Here is a 14,317-nt window from a genome sequence, read left to right as displayed (position 1 = left end):
TCAGACCGGCCAGATGCGATTTCATGTCCCAAATACCGAGGTGAATAATCCAGGAAGAATAATTGTCTAAAAACAATTGTGCACAGGCAAAAAAAGACCCGACTCGCAATTAAGCGAATTGAGTCTTTCAAAAAAGTTAGGCGATGGTGCCGCGCCGTCCATTTTTGGTCATGCTCATGATCAGGCCGAACAAGATCACATCGACGATCCCAGTCACTGCATAGCGTAACGCTAAGCTCTTACCAACTAACAAGGAGGTGTTGATCCCATCGCTGGCTAAGTAGATCAAAGCCACGGCGACGATCACCGTCATGATCCACCAAGCTGTGCGCCCGAACGCATTTTGCCCGGCGGCTTGACGCTTGGCAATCCAAGGCATCATAAAGCCTAATAAGACCATGCCAATTGGGACCACAATGTTTAACGTCAACATCAATGCAAACGTCTTGTCGTTGGCATCGGTTGGGAAAAAGCCCAAGCAAGCCAACAAGAAGGTGACAATCAACATCCACAACCCCACGATCAAGCCCAGCTTGTCGTTTTTGATGTATTTGTAATCAGGGGTTGGGAAGCGTTCTGGATTCTTGCGGACCATGATGTAAGACCAGAACAAGAACATCGTGGAGAATGGGGAGACGATTCCGTTTAAGTTCAACAACCAGTTGAAAATGTCGTTGATCTTTGGCAACATCCCGCCTAAAGCCATGATCACCGCACATAAAATGGTGGTCAGCCAGTAACCGTTGATCGGCAAGCCGTCTTCAGTCTTCTTGGTGAGTTGTCGGGGCATGAAGCGCTTGGCCACATCAGATAAGAAGACACGCGTTGATGCGTCAAGAATTACTGCTAATTGGGCTAACATGTAAATGCCTTGCACCACAGCGAAGACATACATCAAGGCGTTACCCATGCCAAATTGGCGACCGATGGCTTGGAACGCATAGTAAGAACCGTTCATTTTCAAGTCATTTGGCAAGTGATGGGCGTTGAAGTAAACCCCTAAAGAGAAAGTCCCAAACAAGGTCAAAAACATCGTCATGATGGCGATCATTTTCAAAGCTTTCGGGAAGTCTTTGGCCGGATTTTTCATATCAGCCGTGTAAGGGGCGGCCAATTCGGAACCGTTCATGGCAAACACGAACAAACCAAACGTCGATAAGAAGGATAATGAGAAGAAGTTCTTCGGCATGAAGCTGGAGAAGTGGAAGGGATGCGTGGCGATCGGGTTGCCGTGCATCAAGCCGGCGATGGTCATGATGACAAACAACACCGTCATGATAAACATCGCGCCGCCGCCGATGGTGGACATCACTTCAAGGGACTTGTTCTTGAAGAAGTGTTGGAGCCAAATGAAGACCACGAACACCACCGCGGTGAAAATACCAAACCAGGCATTCCCCATGTGGGCTTGAATGTTGCCATTGCCGTTAGAGATCCAGCCAAAGGAAATGACTACGGAGTTGGCGACATCGACGACATATGGGAGGCCGGTAATCCAGTAAAACCAAGCGGCGAAGTAACCAACTGTGTCCCCGTTGGTTTGGCGCATCCAAGAAGTGATCCCACCGCCATGTTCAGCGAAGGTGGAGCCCATGTGTGCGACGATCAAGTTATAAGGGATCACGTAAAAGATCGTCATCAAAACCCAAGAAGTAACGGCGACGAGCCCTTGGTTTTGAAAGTTATAAATAATATCGTCAAAGCCGATGACTGTGACAAAGTCCATTAAGCCGACAATGACCCATGGAATGTATTGCTTTTGTTTTTCAGGTTGCATAATTTCCTCCAAAATCCTAAGCGACAAACATCGCTTAGCACCCTGGAGCTTTATTCAAGAACATGTGAGCCTCCTATGTAATGGTAAAGGTGCGGTGATTTGAGTTTGGGCCTCCAGCTGACTCAGCCCAACATAGTGAGGGTCCTCGAGGAAGCTAGCTGAGATGTGTCGCTGCGCTCCCCACTCGCCGGATTTCGACCTGCGGAACTCAGTATGTTGGGCTGGCCAGCTTCCGGCCCAAACCCAAATCGCCTACGTGTCGTTAACTGATCAGCTTACTGCTTGAAATCGTGCCTTGCTGGTAAGCGTTAGTTAACGTCTCGTGAATAATTTCTGGACAAATGACCCCATATAATAGGTATAAAGTCATTTCATAAGCTGGATAAGAGATCGAAAAGTGGTGGGTGGAGTCGAGTTGGCAAAACCAGGGTGGCGTGAACAATTGCCCGTGCAAGTGAAATCAAGTTAGACCCCGGTTTTTGGTGGCTGACGCAGATTTCATCGGCAGAATTTGAAACAAAGTGTTTTTTCTTTGGTTCAAATTCTAGGCAAAAGAACATCGGCGGTTTGGGCCGATTTCTGGAGCCGGCCGCACCGGCAACTTGTTCACGCCACCATAGTGACGCCAACTCGATGGAGCCCACCACTTTTCGACCAGTCTCCCAGCGCATGAAAAAAGGGTTCGCTACATTCTACCTAATTTTCATAGGATAGGGAACAATTTACTGAAATTTTCTTTAGAGAAACTTTAGAGCTTACAAAATCGTTAGGCACGTGTTCGTTCAAATCGGCAGGAAATACGGTAACATAGAGTTATTGAAAAAGGGGAGGCAATAGTCATGCAAAACCAACCAGTGGTCGCCGTTGATGGCATCACCAAAACCTATGGGAAGAAAAATCAAAAACAATTCCAAGCCTTAAAAGGCGTGACCTTCAATGTGCAACCCGGCGAATTCGTCGGCATTATGGGCGCATCAGGCTCTGGGAAAACGACATTATTAAATATTTTATCCACGCTTGACCGGCCAACCAGTGGCAGTGTCAAAATCAATGGCCAAGATGTCACCGCCTTGAAAGGTGACAAGCTTTCAGATTTCCGTGCTAAGCAAGTCGGGTTTATTTTCCAAGATTTCAACTTATTGGAAAACCTCACCGCGCGTGAAAACATCGCCTTGCCAATGGCTTTGCAAAACGTCAGCCACCGCAAACAAGTCGAAGCCGTTGATCATATTGCTAAGACTTTAGGCATCGACGCTGTGCTCGATCACTACCCAACTGAATTGTCTGGTGGGCAAAAGCAACGCGTGGCCGCAGCCCGTGCTTTGGTGCAAAACCCAGCCATTTTATTCGGGGATGAACCAACCGGTGCTTTGGATTCGCAATCCGCTAAAGAATTGCTGGATACGATGACCAGTTTGAACCAAGAACAAGGCGTTTCGATTTTGTTGGTGACGCATGATCCATTCTCAGCCAGCTATGCGCAACGGATCTTGTTCATTAAAGATGGGCAAATCGGGAAAGAATTGGTACATGGCGACAAGAGCCAGGCAGCCTTTTATCAAGAAATTTTGAGTACGTTAGGCACGTTTCAACAATAGGAGGGTCGGCAATGTTACGCAAATTAGCTTTAGGCGGCATTCGCTCACGCTTCCGTGATTACGCCGTGTTGTTTTCCGGCTTGGTGATCGCCAGTGCCGTGTTTTACATGTTTATGGCGTTGGCCACCAACACCAAGTTCTTGACATCAAATTCTCCCATCGGCATGACGCCGTTTATCTTCGGCTTCGGGGAAGTGCTGTTGGTAATCATCACCATGGTGTATATCGTTTACGCCAACACTTTCTTGATGAGTATGCGCCAGCGCGATTATGCGATGTTTATGATGCTCGGGGCCAAAAGTCGCAAAATCGCCCAGTTGATTTTTATTGAAACGGTATCGGTTGGTTTTTTAGCTTCTGTTGTCGGTGTGGTCATCGGCATGGGGCTGACGGGGATCGCTGGGAACATGTTGATTTCAATGCTGCATGCGCCGGCGTCACACTTTGCTGTGGTTTGGCCACCAGCGTTGATCGCGACGTTTGGCTTTTTCTTGTTGATGTTTGTGCTGGCAGCTTTCGTCAATGCTGGGCGCTTGTTGAAAACGCCAATGTTGGAACTGTTGCATGCATCCACTTTGCCGAACCGGCTTCAACAGAAACGTTGGAAATTAATTGTACAAGGTATCCTCGCTATCGTGTTGTTGGCGATCGGCTACTGGTCCATGACCCAATTGGCGAAATTACAAATGGCCGCCATCGGGATCGCGTTGATCACCATCGTTTTAGGGACATACTTCTTGTTCAATGCCTTGTTGGTATGGTTGATCGGTTTACTGAAGAAAAACCACGCGTATGCGGCTAAAAGCCTGCATACCTTCACCTTGAGTCAGTTGTCTTTCCGGATCCGCGATTACACCAAGATTTTAGCCGTGGTTGCGATCCTGTTTGCCTTAGCATTAGGTGCAATCACCGTCGGCTTAGGCTTCCAAAATGCGATTCCAGAATTGGCCAATACCCAATCGGCTTATGATGCGACGACCATCGATGCCAACGCTGCGACGCAAAAAGCGGCCGCTGAGTTAACTGGGGTGACGAGAAAAACGCGTTATACGCAAAAAGTCACCAGCAAGGCGGTGGTGTTTGATCAAACTCAAATCAACGCCCGGCCATTGAAGTTCATCGCTTATGATGGCAAGACGTCAACGCATTTGTCGTTGAAGACTAACGCTGACTTGACCAAAAACATGAACGAAATTGCCAGTCAGTTGGAACAATTCAGAACGCCAGCTGATGCACAGCGCCAAATCAAAATCGTGCCGCATGCTGAATATGTGGCGTTGACTGGTAAGACGCGCAACATCGTGACTTATCAAGTCAAAGACTTTGCGGCCAACTACGATGCGTTTGATGCGATGTTCAAAGCGCAGAATAAGCAATTTCATGTGACCAACACCCAAATGTCCGGCCAGAAAATGGCGACATACGGTTTGATCAACGAAATGTTCTCAGGCTTGGCTTTCATGGGCTTCTTCTTAGGGATCGCATTCCTTGCTATGTTAGCGTCGACGTTGATGTTTAAGATCTTAAGTGGCGCCAGCTTTGATGCGAGTCGTTACTTGATGTTACAAAAAATCGGTGTCCGGCCAGGGCTGCTGCGGCGTTCCGTCCGTCATGAAATCGGCGCGTTGTTCGCTTTCCCAGGGGTGCTTGGGGTCATTCACGTGTTGTTTGGCTTACAGCTGTTCACGTCGATGCTTCACGATCCTTACCATAACATTTGGATCCCATTTGCGATTTTCATCGTGTTGTACGGCGTATACTATGCCTTGACCGTTTGGTTATATGAAGGCATCGTCATTAAAAAAGATCTCGCCAAATAAAAACGATGCGTCACCTCGACTGTGGAGGTGGCGCATTTTTAGCAAGGTATTTGTATACGAATGCGATTAATTAAATAACATATTGCCGTCTAAAATTCTATAACTCGACAGTGGTGTATGGTTCGATAAATTACGCAGAAAAGTACTATGTTCGGTGGTACAACTTTTGAAAGAAGGTGGCACCCATGGTGGATAACCTAGGCGTCAGATTTCGAAAGATTGGAGTACAGCTTAGCTTGCGGTCGGCGCAATTTTGACCGCCACAGTTGTAATTGGTTTGCTAGTTGCATTTTTGAAAGGCCTAACCCACCTGACCAAGGCAATGACAAAACTGTTAAAAGCAGTTCGCAAATTCAAGATGGCGTTCGAAGCAATTTGGAAAAAATAAGCAAGCAAAAAGCCGCGTAATACTTTTGCGAAGTGATAGCGGCTTAGCTTGCGATTCACTAACCACCGAACTTATTTCGGCTCTGCTGGAGCGCGGCCTTTCCCGAGGTCGTGCTCTTTTGTATCTATAAAATAACACAATTAAGTCAAAATAGGTATCTTCAATTCCAGATTTACTCTCCAGAGCGCACATATCCGCCTCGGGCATGATGCATGTCACCACAACCCGCGTATAATGCATAATTGGAGGAAAACGATGAAATTTTTACGTGATATCGGTGGGTTATTTAAAGAGTTTGGGGCGCGGTGGGGCAGTTATCTCCTGTTAATGGGGCTGGTGACGGCCATCACTTCTGGAGTCGTGGTACCATTGATGCGCTGGACTGCAGCTGGGATATTAAGCCAGTCAGACATTCCGTACTTAGGGGTGGATAACTTATTAAGTCTTTTCACTCAGCATCCTTTGGCCGCCTTCGAGTTAATTGTGATGTTGCTGGTGGTATTGCTGCTGGCTTATATTCAATTCGCGATTCTGCTCGATGGCTTAGACAATATCCGTCGACGAACAGGACTTGGGGTGCGGGCCGTTGTCATTGAAGGCTTGCGCGATGTCCGCCATCTGAAACCTTCAGGATTCGGCTTTTTCATCTTGTATTTGTTATTGGTGATGCCATTTGCAGGCGTGATCATTCACACGCAACTGTTGGCTAAAGTCGCGGTGCCGACGTTTGTGTTGGAATGGTTGGCGACCAAGCCTTTATTTGGTGCGTTGGTGTTGATTTTTTATGTGGCGATGGCGTATCTCGGCGTGCGGTGGTTGCGCGTCTTGCCGATCACGATTTTAAAGGATCAATCGCTGATCGTCGCGGCACGCGAATCTTGGCATGAAACCCGCGGGAAATTTTGGACCTATGCGCTGCGCCTCAGCGTATTGGCGACCATTTTTGTGCTGATCGGTTTTGGCTGGTCAGCCTTATTGATCGAGATTCAAACCTTGGCAGATTCAACGGGGATCGCGTTTGGGGTCGCCATTGTGACCTTGACGTTGTTGATCGCTGGGCAGATTTTGTTAAGCGGCATGAGTTCTGTGATCTATTTGCTGTTTTTGATCGCACCAGATGATGTGGCAACAGGGCGGGTGCATTTTGCCGCAGATCAGTCGCATCATTGGTTCCGCCGGGTGGTCGTATTGATCGCCAGCGGCAGTGGTATTTTGATCATGGGCGCGTTCAGTGGCTTTTATATGAAAGGCGCCTTGACGGAAGCGCCGCTGACAATTTCTCATCGCGGCGTTGATGCCGGCAATGGGGTGCAGAACACGATTCCTGCGTTAGCCAAAACATCGCGGTTAAATCCAGATTATGTGGAAATGGATCTGCATGAAACCAAAGATGGGCAGTTTGTGGTGCTTCATGATGAGAATCTCAAGACCCTGGCTGGCATCAACAAAACCCCACGCGAATTGACTTTAGCCCAACTCCAACAAATCACGGTTTCGGAAAACGGTCACCACGCAAAGCTTGCCAGTTTTGATGATTACTTAGCTGCCGCCAATGCGTTACATCAAAAGCTGATCGTCGAATTAAAGCCGACCAAAGCTGACAGTTCAGACATGTTGCAACGCTTCATCGATCGCTATGCCACGACTTTAGTCAAACATGGTGACTGGGTGCATTCTTTGAGCTATGCCTTAATGGTGAAGTTGCATCGCAAAGTCCCAAAGCTACCCGCCAACTTCATCATGCCGTTTAGTTTGGTGGCACCGCAAACGCAACTCAGTGGCTATACGGTTGAAGAAACCACGTTGGATGATTCGCTAGTAGATGCCGTTCACCGACAACACAAAGAAATCTGGGCGTGGACCGTGAATGACCGCGATGCCATGACGCAAATGGTCTTTGCGGATGTCGATGGCATTATCACCGATAACCTCACGCAATTGAAACAAGTGATCGCCGAACAAAATGACCATCCAAGTTATGCGCAGCGGTTAGAAGTGTTTGCCACGACCTTGAGTGACTTTGGGCGACCGGTCATGAGTAATTAAAATTAGCGCCAACCGCATCGGAGTTTGATGTGGCTGACGCTGTATTTTTCGATTGTGATCATCATATTTTTCAAGCAATCATAGATGACCAATGAATAATTAAATAACAAATCACACTTGATTTTCCTGTGACAAGTCAGCCGTGTATGCTATGATGAAGGCTACAGAAAAGTAATCTGATCAGTGGTGCAACTTTTGAAAGAAGGTGGAGCCCTTGGTGGCTAAACCTCGGCATCAGATTTCGAAAGATTGGCGTACAGCTTAGCTTGTGGTTGGTGCAATCTTGACTGCCACAGCCGTGATTGGTTTGCTAGTTCCGCTGGTTCGAGGTCTAACCCTCCTCGTTTCAGTGACGACGAAACTGTTAATAGCAGTTGGCGGACTGATTGCGGCGTTCGAAGCAATTCGGAAAAAATAAGCAAGCAAAAAGCCGCGTAATACTTTTGCGAGATAGACGCGGCCTTAGCTTGTTGTTCTATTGACCACCGAACTTATTTCGGCTCTGTGCGCATGACCTTGGCAGAGGTCGTGCGCTTCTTTTTTATTGTAACAAGTTTCAACTCGAACACAACTTTAAAATAACGAGATTACAGTTCCAATTGGTTATAACTCAAGACTTTCACGCCTTCATTGGTCAGCGCGATTTTAGAAATCGAACCATTGCGAGGGGAATCGGTAACTTTGAAGCCATCGTTTTTCCCGAATTTGTCAACGATACTGCGGATCGTGGTGCCATGGGAAACCAACAAGACGTTGTCGCCGTGTTGATTGTCAGCGCGCAGTAACTTGAAGCCTTTTTGCAGGCGATTCCAGTAAGTCAGCGCATCTTCTGCGGCACCGAAAGGATCGGCTTCATGACAGAAATCTTTAGAAGCGTCGACGCCGTATTTGGCAATGATTTCTTTAAAAGATGGGGCATCATGTGGCGCGCCGACTGCGTACCAGGTTTTTGGTGAGTCTTCACCTTCGTAATAGCCGTAGAATTGTTCGCGGAAGAACGGGGTGATAGTCAATGCCACGTTGGAGTTCAGGTTTTTGGCCAAAATTTCGCGCGCGGTATTGGAAGCGCGCATGGTGTCACTGGAATATGCATGCGTGAAGGTGATATGGCTCAACAAATCGCCGGCTCGCTTGGCATCAGCGATCCCTTGGTCAGTCAATGGTGAATCAGACCAGCCTTGCATTTTGTTGAAGCGATTGAACCAAGTTTGCCCATGGCGCACGAGATACACGGTAACTGTTTTCATTGTGGTTCCTCCTGACTTTGCTTCTAGTTTAGCACACGCCAGCCTTAACGTGTTAAACTGAATATGGAGGATGCGATGACGAAAAAAATGCTCGCGCTGAGCTTACTGATTTGCTTAGCTGGTTGCACTGCAAAGCCTGCGACCAAGCCTCAGCCACCTACAACGCCAAAAAAACGCATCGCGCCGTGTTTACCCGTGAGTATCGCAGGCTTTGGTACAACGTTGACGCGCAAGGCTCACCGCATACTTACCGCTTTACTAAAAAAGCCGTGATTTATGACCACATCAAAACGCCAGTCTATTGGGCCACTGAGCGTAGCAAGGCAGATAATCAGATTCTTGATGCCGCTCAGCAACCTGAAACGCCGAAAGCCAACTGGGCCGCCGCCAACACGTACGCTGGTTGGTTGAATCTGCGCGGCTGGTATCAAAAAACTGGCAGTGGGACCAGTTTTCAGCTCCACAGCCAGCAGTTGTGGGTCGCAAGCGGTGCTAAGCCAACTGTTTATGCGCAGTTTTATTCAGACAAAGCTCAAGCTCAAAATCATCCCGACACCAAAGGAGTACAGCCATGAAAGAAAAATTTCGCCAAATGATGGAAACCTCTGCCAAACAATCAAATTCAAGCAGTTCCTTGAGTTACTGGGTCGGCTCTGCAGTCGTTTCGCTCGGTGGTGGGGGTTATGTTGCCTACCGTTTATGGGAAACGGGGCATACAATCGGCGCTGTTTTGGCCGGGATCGTGTTCTTGCTGGTCGGCATTTATGATCTGCGCATGGTGCTTCACAAGAAAATCGCCACCCGCAAGCGCCGTTAATCAAAATGAAATCGCCGCTGACTTCTGATTTGACAGAAGCCAGCGGCGATTTTTGATTAACTGAGCGAAGTGACAACTTGCAGTAACGTGATGGCATCAACCCCAGTGGCATTGTACAAAATGTTTCCTTGACGCCAAGTGACACTGTTGAGCCGTAAACCGCCAGTGTTCACCCGCAAGCTGATCGCACCATGAGTGGCCGGGATCGGTAAGAATTCTTTTGACAGCAAGGCGACGACTTGGCGACTTAAGGTCAAGCCATTTTCTTGATTTTGGTTGATGGCTTGAACGGTGAGTGACCAGCGGCCTTCTTGCCAGTTGGTGTAAGTGGAACCCGCGGCGCCTTGTTGCGTACCAGTGAGGTTGTCGCCTAAAGCAATTGTGGGTAAACCAGTTTCTGGTGCTTGGTAATTGATCTGCGCTTCAGCATCCGCGGCGTTTGCGTAGGTTTGGGCACTTAAGCTGATGTCTGCAGCATTGGGGTTGACGCTGCTGGTGTTAAACGGTAATGCAGAACTGCCAGTACCAAAATAAATCGTGTAATGATCAGCGTTGCCTGAGTAGCTGGTATTGAGCACCTGGCCAGAGGCTACAGGGTAGGTGGTTGGGAGTTTCGATGATGGTAAGGCAGCTTTAAGTTGTTGGGTCAAACTGCCTAAACGATCGGCTGTCGTTTCTGATTTGGTTGAGGACGTTGAATCTGAAGTAGCATTTGCTTTGTTTGACGAACTAGAGCTGACACTAGATGAACTGCTGGCGCTCGAGGATTTGCTTGAGCTGGATTTGGATTTTGAACTCGACTTTTGTTTGACTGAAGACGTTGATTGACTGTTAGATGAATTTTTAGTGGCTGGTTTGTTGCCACAAGCGGCTAAACTTAATGCGGTGAATAAGGTGATCGTGATACCCCAAAACTTCTTCATTGGAATCGCCTCCATTTCCACCTTAATTATACCCGCTGGCTGGGGACTTGCCTACTTAAGTCTTTCTATAGAAGAAAATGCCTATTTTTTTGCAAGAAAAAAAGCCAGGACATAATTCGTCCTGACTCGTTGTGTTCCCTAAACCAACGCAGCCACGTCTAGCTACGCAAAAACCGCTGAACCAAAGTGCGGTTCAACGGCTTTTTCTAGGCTACCCGGACTGCTAAGCCCAGTTTAGCTCACATTGGTCGTCGTGGTTTTTAAACCAACGCCAATACGTCTAGCTACGCCAAGACCCTTGAGTCAAAGTGCGACTCAAGGGTCTTGGCTAGGCTATCCGAATGGCTAAGCCCGGTTTAAAAACCACTGGGATTAATCGTTGAAGTTGCCAGTTTCAACATCGGAGATGAATTGCTTCAAATGCGCGAAGTAAACTGGGGCGTTGTCGATCATGTGATGGTGACCACCATCTGGCGTGGTGACCAAACGGGCATGCGGAATGTCTTCAGCCATGCGTTGGGCTGACTTCATTGGCATAGTTTCGTGTTCACCGAAAGTCAAAAGCGTTGGTACGGTGATGTTGTGGATTTGGTCGCGAATGTCCCAATCCTTGAGCTTACCAGTAACAACAAATTCGTTATCGCCTTGGAAAGCGCCATAAACATCAGTGGCCATGGTGGAGATCAAGTGTGAGATTGCCGGTGGTTGTTTGCGATCCACATAGCCAGCGTTCAATACGTCAACATACTTTTGGTATTGGGGATCAGACCAGTCGCCTTTTTTCTCGATTTCTTTCATGTAGCGAACAGCGGAAGGTGGCAGCGCCTCTTCACGGCAAAGTTCGACATGTTCGAGGTATTCGTTGATGTTGTCGACCATTGAAGAAATGATCGCGCCTTTAAGGTGTTCACCATACTTCAAGGCGTACAGTTGCACTAAGGCACCGCCCCAGCTTTGGCCGATCAAATAAAAATGATCGATGCCAAGCTTTTGGCGGACTTCTTCAACTTCATCCAAGAAGTAGTCAGTCGTTAAGTATTTTTGATTTTCTGGGTCGGAATAATCAGGTTGATCGGAGTAAAAACTGCCGAGTTGGTCGTACATATGCACTTGTACACCGAGGTCTGCGAGTTCTTTGCCGAAGTTTTCCCAGTATTCATGGGTGCCACCAGGGCCGCCGTGTAAGCACAGCAAATGAATATCACCAGTGCCTTGGGTGTTGGTCCACAAGTGGTAGCCGTTGTCCAAGGTGAGGATCGTGGTTCCTTGCTTCATTGTGTATCACCACTTTCTTAAATATATTGATATTGTAACACTTAGGCCGATTCTGAGTGGCAGGTTTGTGAAAGAAAAAGGAGAAGATGATAACAAAATGGGTCGTTTTCGAAGACGCCGGCGATCGTCAAACTCAGGCTAAGTTACAACAATCGCATGAAGTCTAGCCCAAACAAAGCACCTTACCGGACCAGCATCCGGTAAGGCGTTTTGAGTGTTGTCATTAGTTTTTCTTTTCCAGTTGTTGGCGAATATCGGCGACGGCGGTTTTATCGCCGGAGAAGATAATGTGGTCGCCTAAGTGAATTTGGGTATCACCATGTGGGGCGATGAATTCTTTGTCGCGGTAGATCTGCGAAATCGTGATTTCGTTGACAAAGGGCAAGGATTTGACTTCCATCCCGGTGAACTTGCGGTTGTTAACCGTGATTTCAAAGATCCCAGCTTGCGTATCATCCAAGATCTTCAACGTGGACGGTGTTTCAATCAGCGAACGTAACAAGGAAATCGACGCGTCGATGGTGTTGTAGACTTCCACGCCTTGGTCGCGTAATTCGTCATAGCGCGTGGAGGCCACATTTTTGGATTCAAAGCGGGCGATGATGCGCGGAACCTTTTCCGCTAAGGCCCATTGCGCCAATTCGAAATTCTTATCATGGTCAAAGTATGCCAACATCACAATATCTGAATCAAAAGCCCCAGCTTCATGTAAGGCGCCTTGGGAAAAGCTCGGCATCAGTTTAACGTTGACTTCAGAATTGTAAGTCGAGTACTTGGCTGGGTCATCGGTAAACATGGTGATTTCATACAAGCCTTTGGACAATTGTTGCGCAATCGGCACCGTCAACAAATTCGTCCCAATGAAATGAACCACTGTTTTCTTGAAGTCTTCCGGTTCTTCTTGATAGAAGCGATTGAATAAAATTGGACTGAAAATGCAGGTGATGATGGCAGCCAACGTGAACGCGCCAGATTGGGTGCTAGAAATAATTTCCAAATTGCGCCCGACGGTTAAAGCTGGCACAACGATGGTGATGGTGGTTGACGCCAAGAAAGTCCCAGCAATCGCATTGCGCGGCTTGAAGCGCAAGCGCAACACAAACACCAGTAAACTTTTGGCAAAAAAGAAACCAATTAATAAGATCGGAATCAACGCCAAGGCTTTAGGGTCTGCCAATAACGTCCGCAAATTGATCTTCACCCCAGTCATCATAAAGAAAATCGGAATGAAGAAGCCATAGCCTAAACTGGTCAGCTTGTCTTGGGTTTCTTCTCGCGGCCGTAATAATTTCATCACGATCCCGGCTAAGAAGGCCCCAAGAATATTTTCCGCGCCGACGGATTCGGCGATGGTAACCAAAGTAATGATCAAAAAGAACGCTAAGCGAATATCTAATTGCGTGGTGGCTTTGTCGATACGCGCAAAGAATTGATATGGCTTGCGAAACCGCATCAATAAGAAAATCGCGGCGACAAAAATCGCCAGCAACCACCAGACTGATTTGGACGATTTGCCGTTTAGCGAGGCGTAAACCGTTAAGCTGATCAACGGAATCACTTCACCTAAAGCGGCGATTAATAAAATTGTTTGCCCAAAAGGTTTTGAAAGCAGTTCTTTTTCTTTCAGCGCCGCGATGACGACCCCTAAAGCCACCGTCGAATAAACGATGGTCACGAATACCGCATGCGGCAAAAATCCCGTCACTTGTAAAATCGTGGCAAAGATTCCAGACATCCCCACCACGGTGGCAAAGGCGACGATAGCGACTTTGGCCGGGCCGATTTGCGTGGCATTTTTTTGCGGCTTAAACAACGAAAAGTCAATTTCCATCCCCGACAAAAACATTAACACGATCACGCCTAGGCTGGCGAGTTCGTTTAAGACACTACCAGTGTTGACGACGCCGAAAACACTAGGCCCTAACACGATGCCAGTGACAATTTCAGCCACTGCAGTCGGCGTTGAGGTGATTTTAAATTTGGCCATGACTAGCGGGATCGCTAAAGCGGCGAACAACACGATCAATAATGATAGAGAATCCATCTCGGCCTCCCAAGTTTTTTGTCTAGTATACGCCAATCTTAATTTGCGCGCATTGCGATTTTTAGGCGAAATCGTCTTTAAATCTGGTTTACTCGCGCAAATGTTGTCCGCCATCGTAAGTGTATCAGGCCCGCCATCAGGTGCCAGTGGTCTGGTTACGTTTCAGTGATTTGAAATTGGGACTCCAGCTGGCCGCCGCGACATAGTGAGGGTCCTCGGGAAAGCTAGCTTGGATCATCGCGACGCTCTGATTCAAGTGGATCTTTCCCTGCGGCTTTCCGTAAGCGATAAATCGCCAACGGAAATCTCACTATGTCGCGACGACCAGCTTCCGTCCCAATTTCAAATCACTTCCACTACGGCTGACCACTGACGCCAGATG

The 14,317-nt window shown here is 47.7% G+C and carries 10 protein-coding genes; 5 read left to right on the top strand and 5 right to left on the bottom strand.

The window, feature by feature from the left end; translation table 11 throughout:
* Nucleotides 1–136 precede the first annotated feature (136 nt).
* Nucleotides 137–1,777 carry an APC family permease gene (locus FD01_RS13075; RefSeq protein WP_404820722.1) on the bottom strand — a complete coding sequence of 547 codons (1,641 nt, stop codon included), beginning with the start codon at nt 1,775–1,777 and terminating at the stop codon, nt 137–139.
* Nucleotides 1,778–2,616: 839 nt separating this feature from the next.
* On the opposite strand from FD01_RS13075, the gene FD01_RS13070 reads away from it, so the two are divergent.
* The 3 genes from FD01_RS13070 to FD01_RS13060 all read left to right on the top strand — a co-directional run bounded on the left by FD01_RS13070 (nt 2,617) and on the right by FD01_RS13060 (nt 7,629).
* On the top strand, nt 2,617–3,375 hold the full coding sequence (locus tag FD01_RS13070; protein ID WP_054715127.1) for an ABC transporter ATP-binding protein: 759 nt from the start codon (nt 2,617–2,619) through the stop codon (nt 3,373–3,375).
* Nucleotides 3,376–3,386: 11 nt separating this feature from the next.
* Nucleotides 3,387–5,195, top strand: a complete 1,809-nt coding sequence (locus FD01_RS13065) for an FtsX-like permease family protein (protein WP_056964733.1) — start codon at nt 3,387–3,389, stop codon at nt 5,193–5,195.
* A gap of 643 nt (nt 5,196–5,838) precedes the next feature.
* Nucleotides 5,839–7,629, top strand: a complete 1,791-nt coding sequence (locus FD01_RS13060; RefSeq protein WP_056964731.1) for a glycerophosphoryl diester phosphodiesterase membrane domain-containing protein — start codon at nt 5,839–5,841, stop codon at nt 7,627–7,629.
* Nucleotides 7,630–8,216: 587 nt separating this feature from the next.
* Here the strand turns inward: FD01_RS13060 and FD01_RS13055 are convergent.
* Nucleotides 8,217–8,876 (bottom strand): histidine phosphatase family protein, encoded by a 660-nt coding sequence (locus FD01_RS13055; protein WP_056964729.1) that lies wholly within the window; start codon nt 8,874–8,876, stop codon nt 8,217–8,219.
* A gap of 110 nt (nt 8,877–8,986) precedes the next feature.
* Between FD01_RS13055 and FD01_RS13050 the strand changes: the two genes are divergently transcribed.
* Entirely contained in the window at nt 8,987–9,451 is a 465-nt protein-coding gene (locus FD01_RS13050) for a hypothetical protein (RefSeq protein WP_056964727.1), read from the top strand.
* Nucleotides 9,448–9,693 carry a hypothetical protein gene (locus FD01_RS13045; protein ID WP_054715140.1) on the top strand — a complete coding sequence of 82 codons (246 nt, stop codon included), beginning with the start codon at nt 9,448–9,450 and terminating at the stop codon, nt 9,691–9,693. Before FD01_RS13050 ends, FD01_RS13045 begins: the two co-directional genes overlap by 4 nt.
* Nucleotides 9,694–9,749: 56 nt before the next feature.
* Here FD01_RS13045 and FD01_RS13040 read toward each other — a convergent pair whose 3' ends face one another.
* The 3 genes from FD01_RS13040 to FD01_RS13030 all read right to left on the bottom strand — a co-directional run bounded on the left by FD01_RS13040 (nt 9,750) and on the right by FD01_RS13030 (nt 13,935).
* The gene (locus FD01_RS13040; protein ID WP_054715143.1) at nt 9,750–10,616 is read right to left on the bottom strand and encodes a hypothetical protein; all 867 of its coding nucleotides are present in this window, start codon (nt 10,614–10,616) and stop codon (nt 9,750–9,752) included.
* Between the two features lie 372 nt (nt 10,617–10,988).
* Complete coding sequence (locus FD01_RS13035; RefSeq protein WP_056964725.1) at nt 10,989–11,891, bottom strand: proline-specific peptidase family protein; 903 nt, start codon at nt 11,889–11,891, stop codon at nt 10,989–10,991.
* Nucleotides 11,892–12,114: 223 nt separating this feature from the next.
* Entirely contained in the window at nt 12,115–13,935 is a 1,821-nt protein-coding gene (locus tag FD01_RS13030; protein ID WP_056964723.1) for a monovalent cation:proton antiporter family protein, read from the bottom strand.
* Between the last annotated feature and the right edge of the window lie 382 nt (nt 13,936–14,317).

Origin of the sequence: Lacticaseibacillus manihotivorans DSM 13343 = JCM 12514 (genome assembly GCF_001435035.1) — a bacterium.
GTDB lineage: Bacteria > Bacillota > Bacilli > Lactobacillales > Lactobacillaceae > Lacticaseibacillus > Lacticaseibacillus manihotivorans.
Note: the sequence above shows the minus strand (reverse complement) of the source record. Positions and strands in the feature narration are given on the sequence as shown.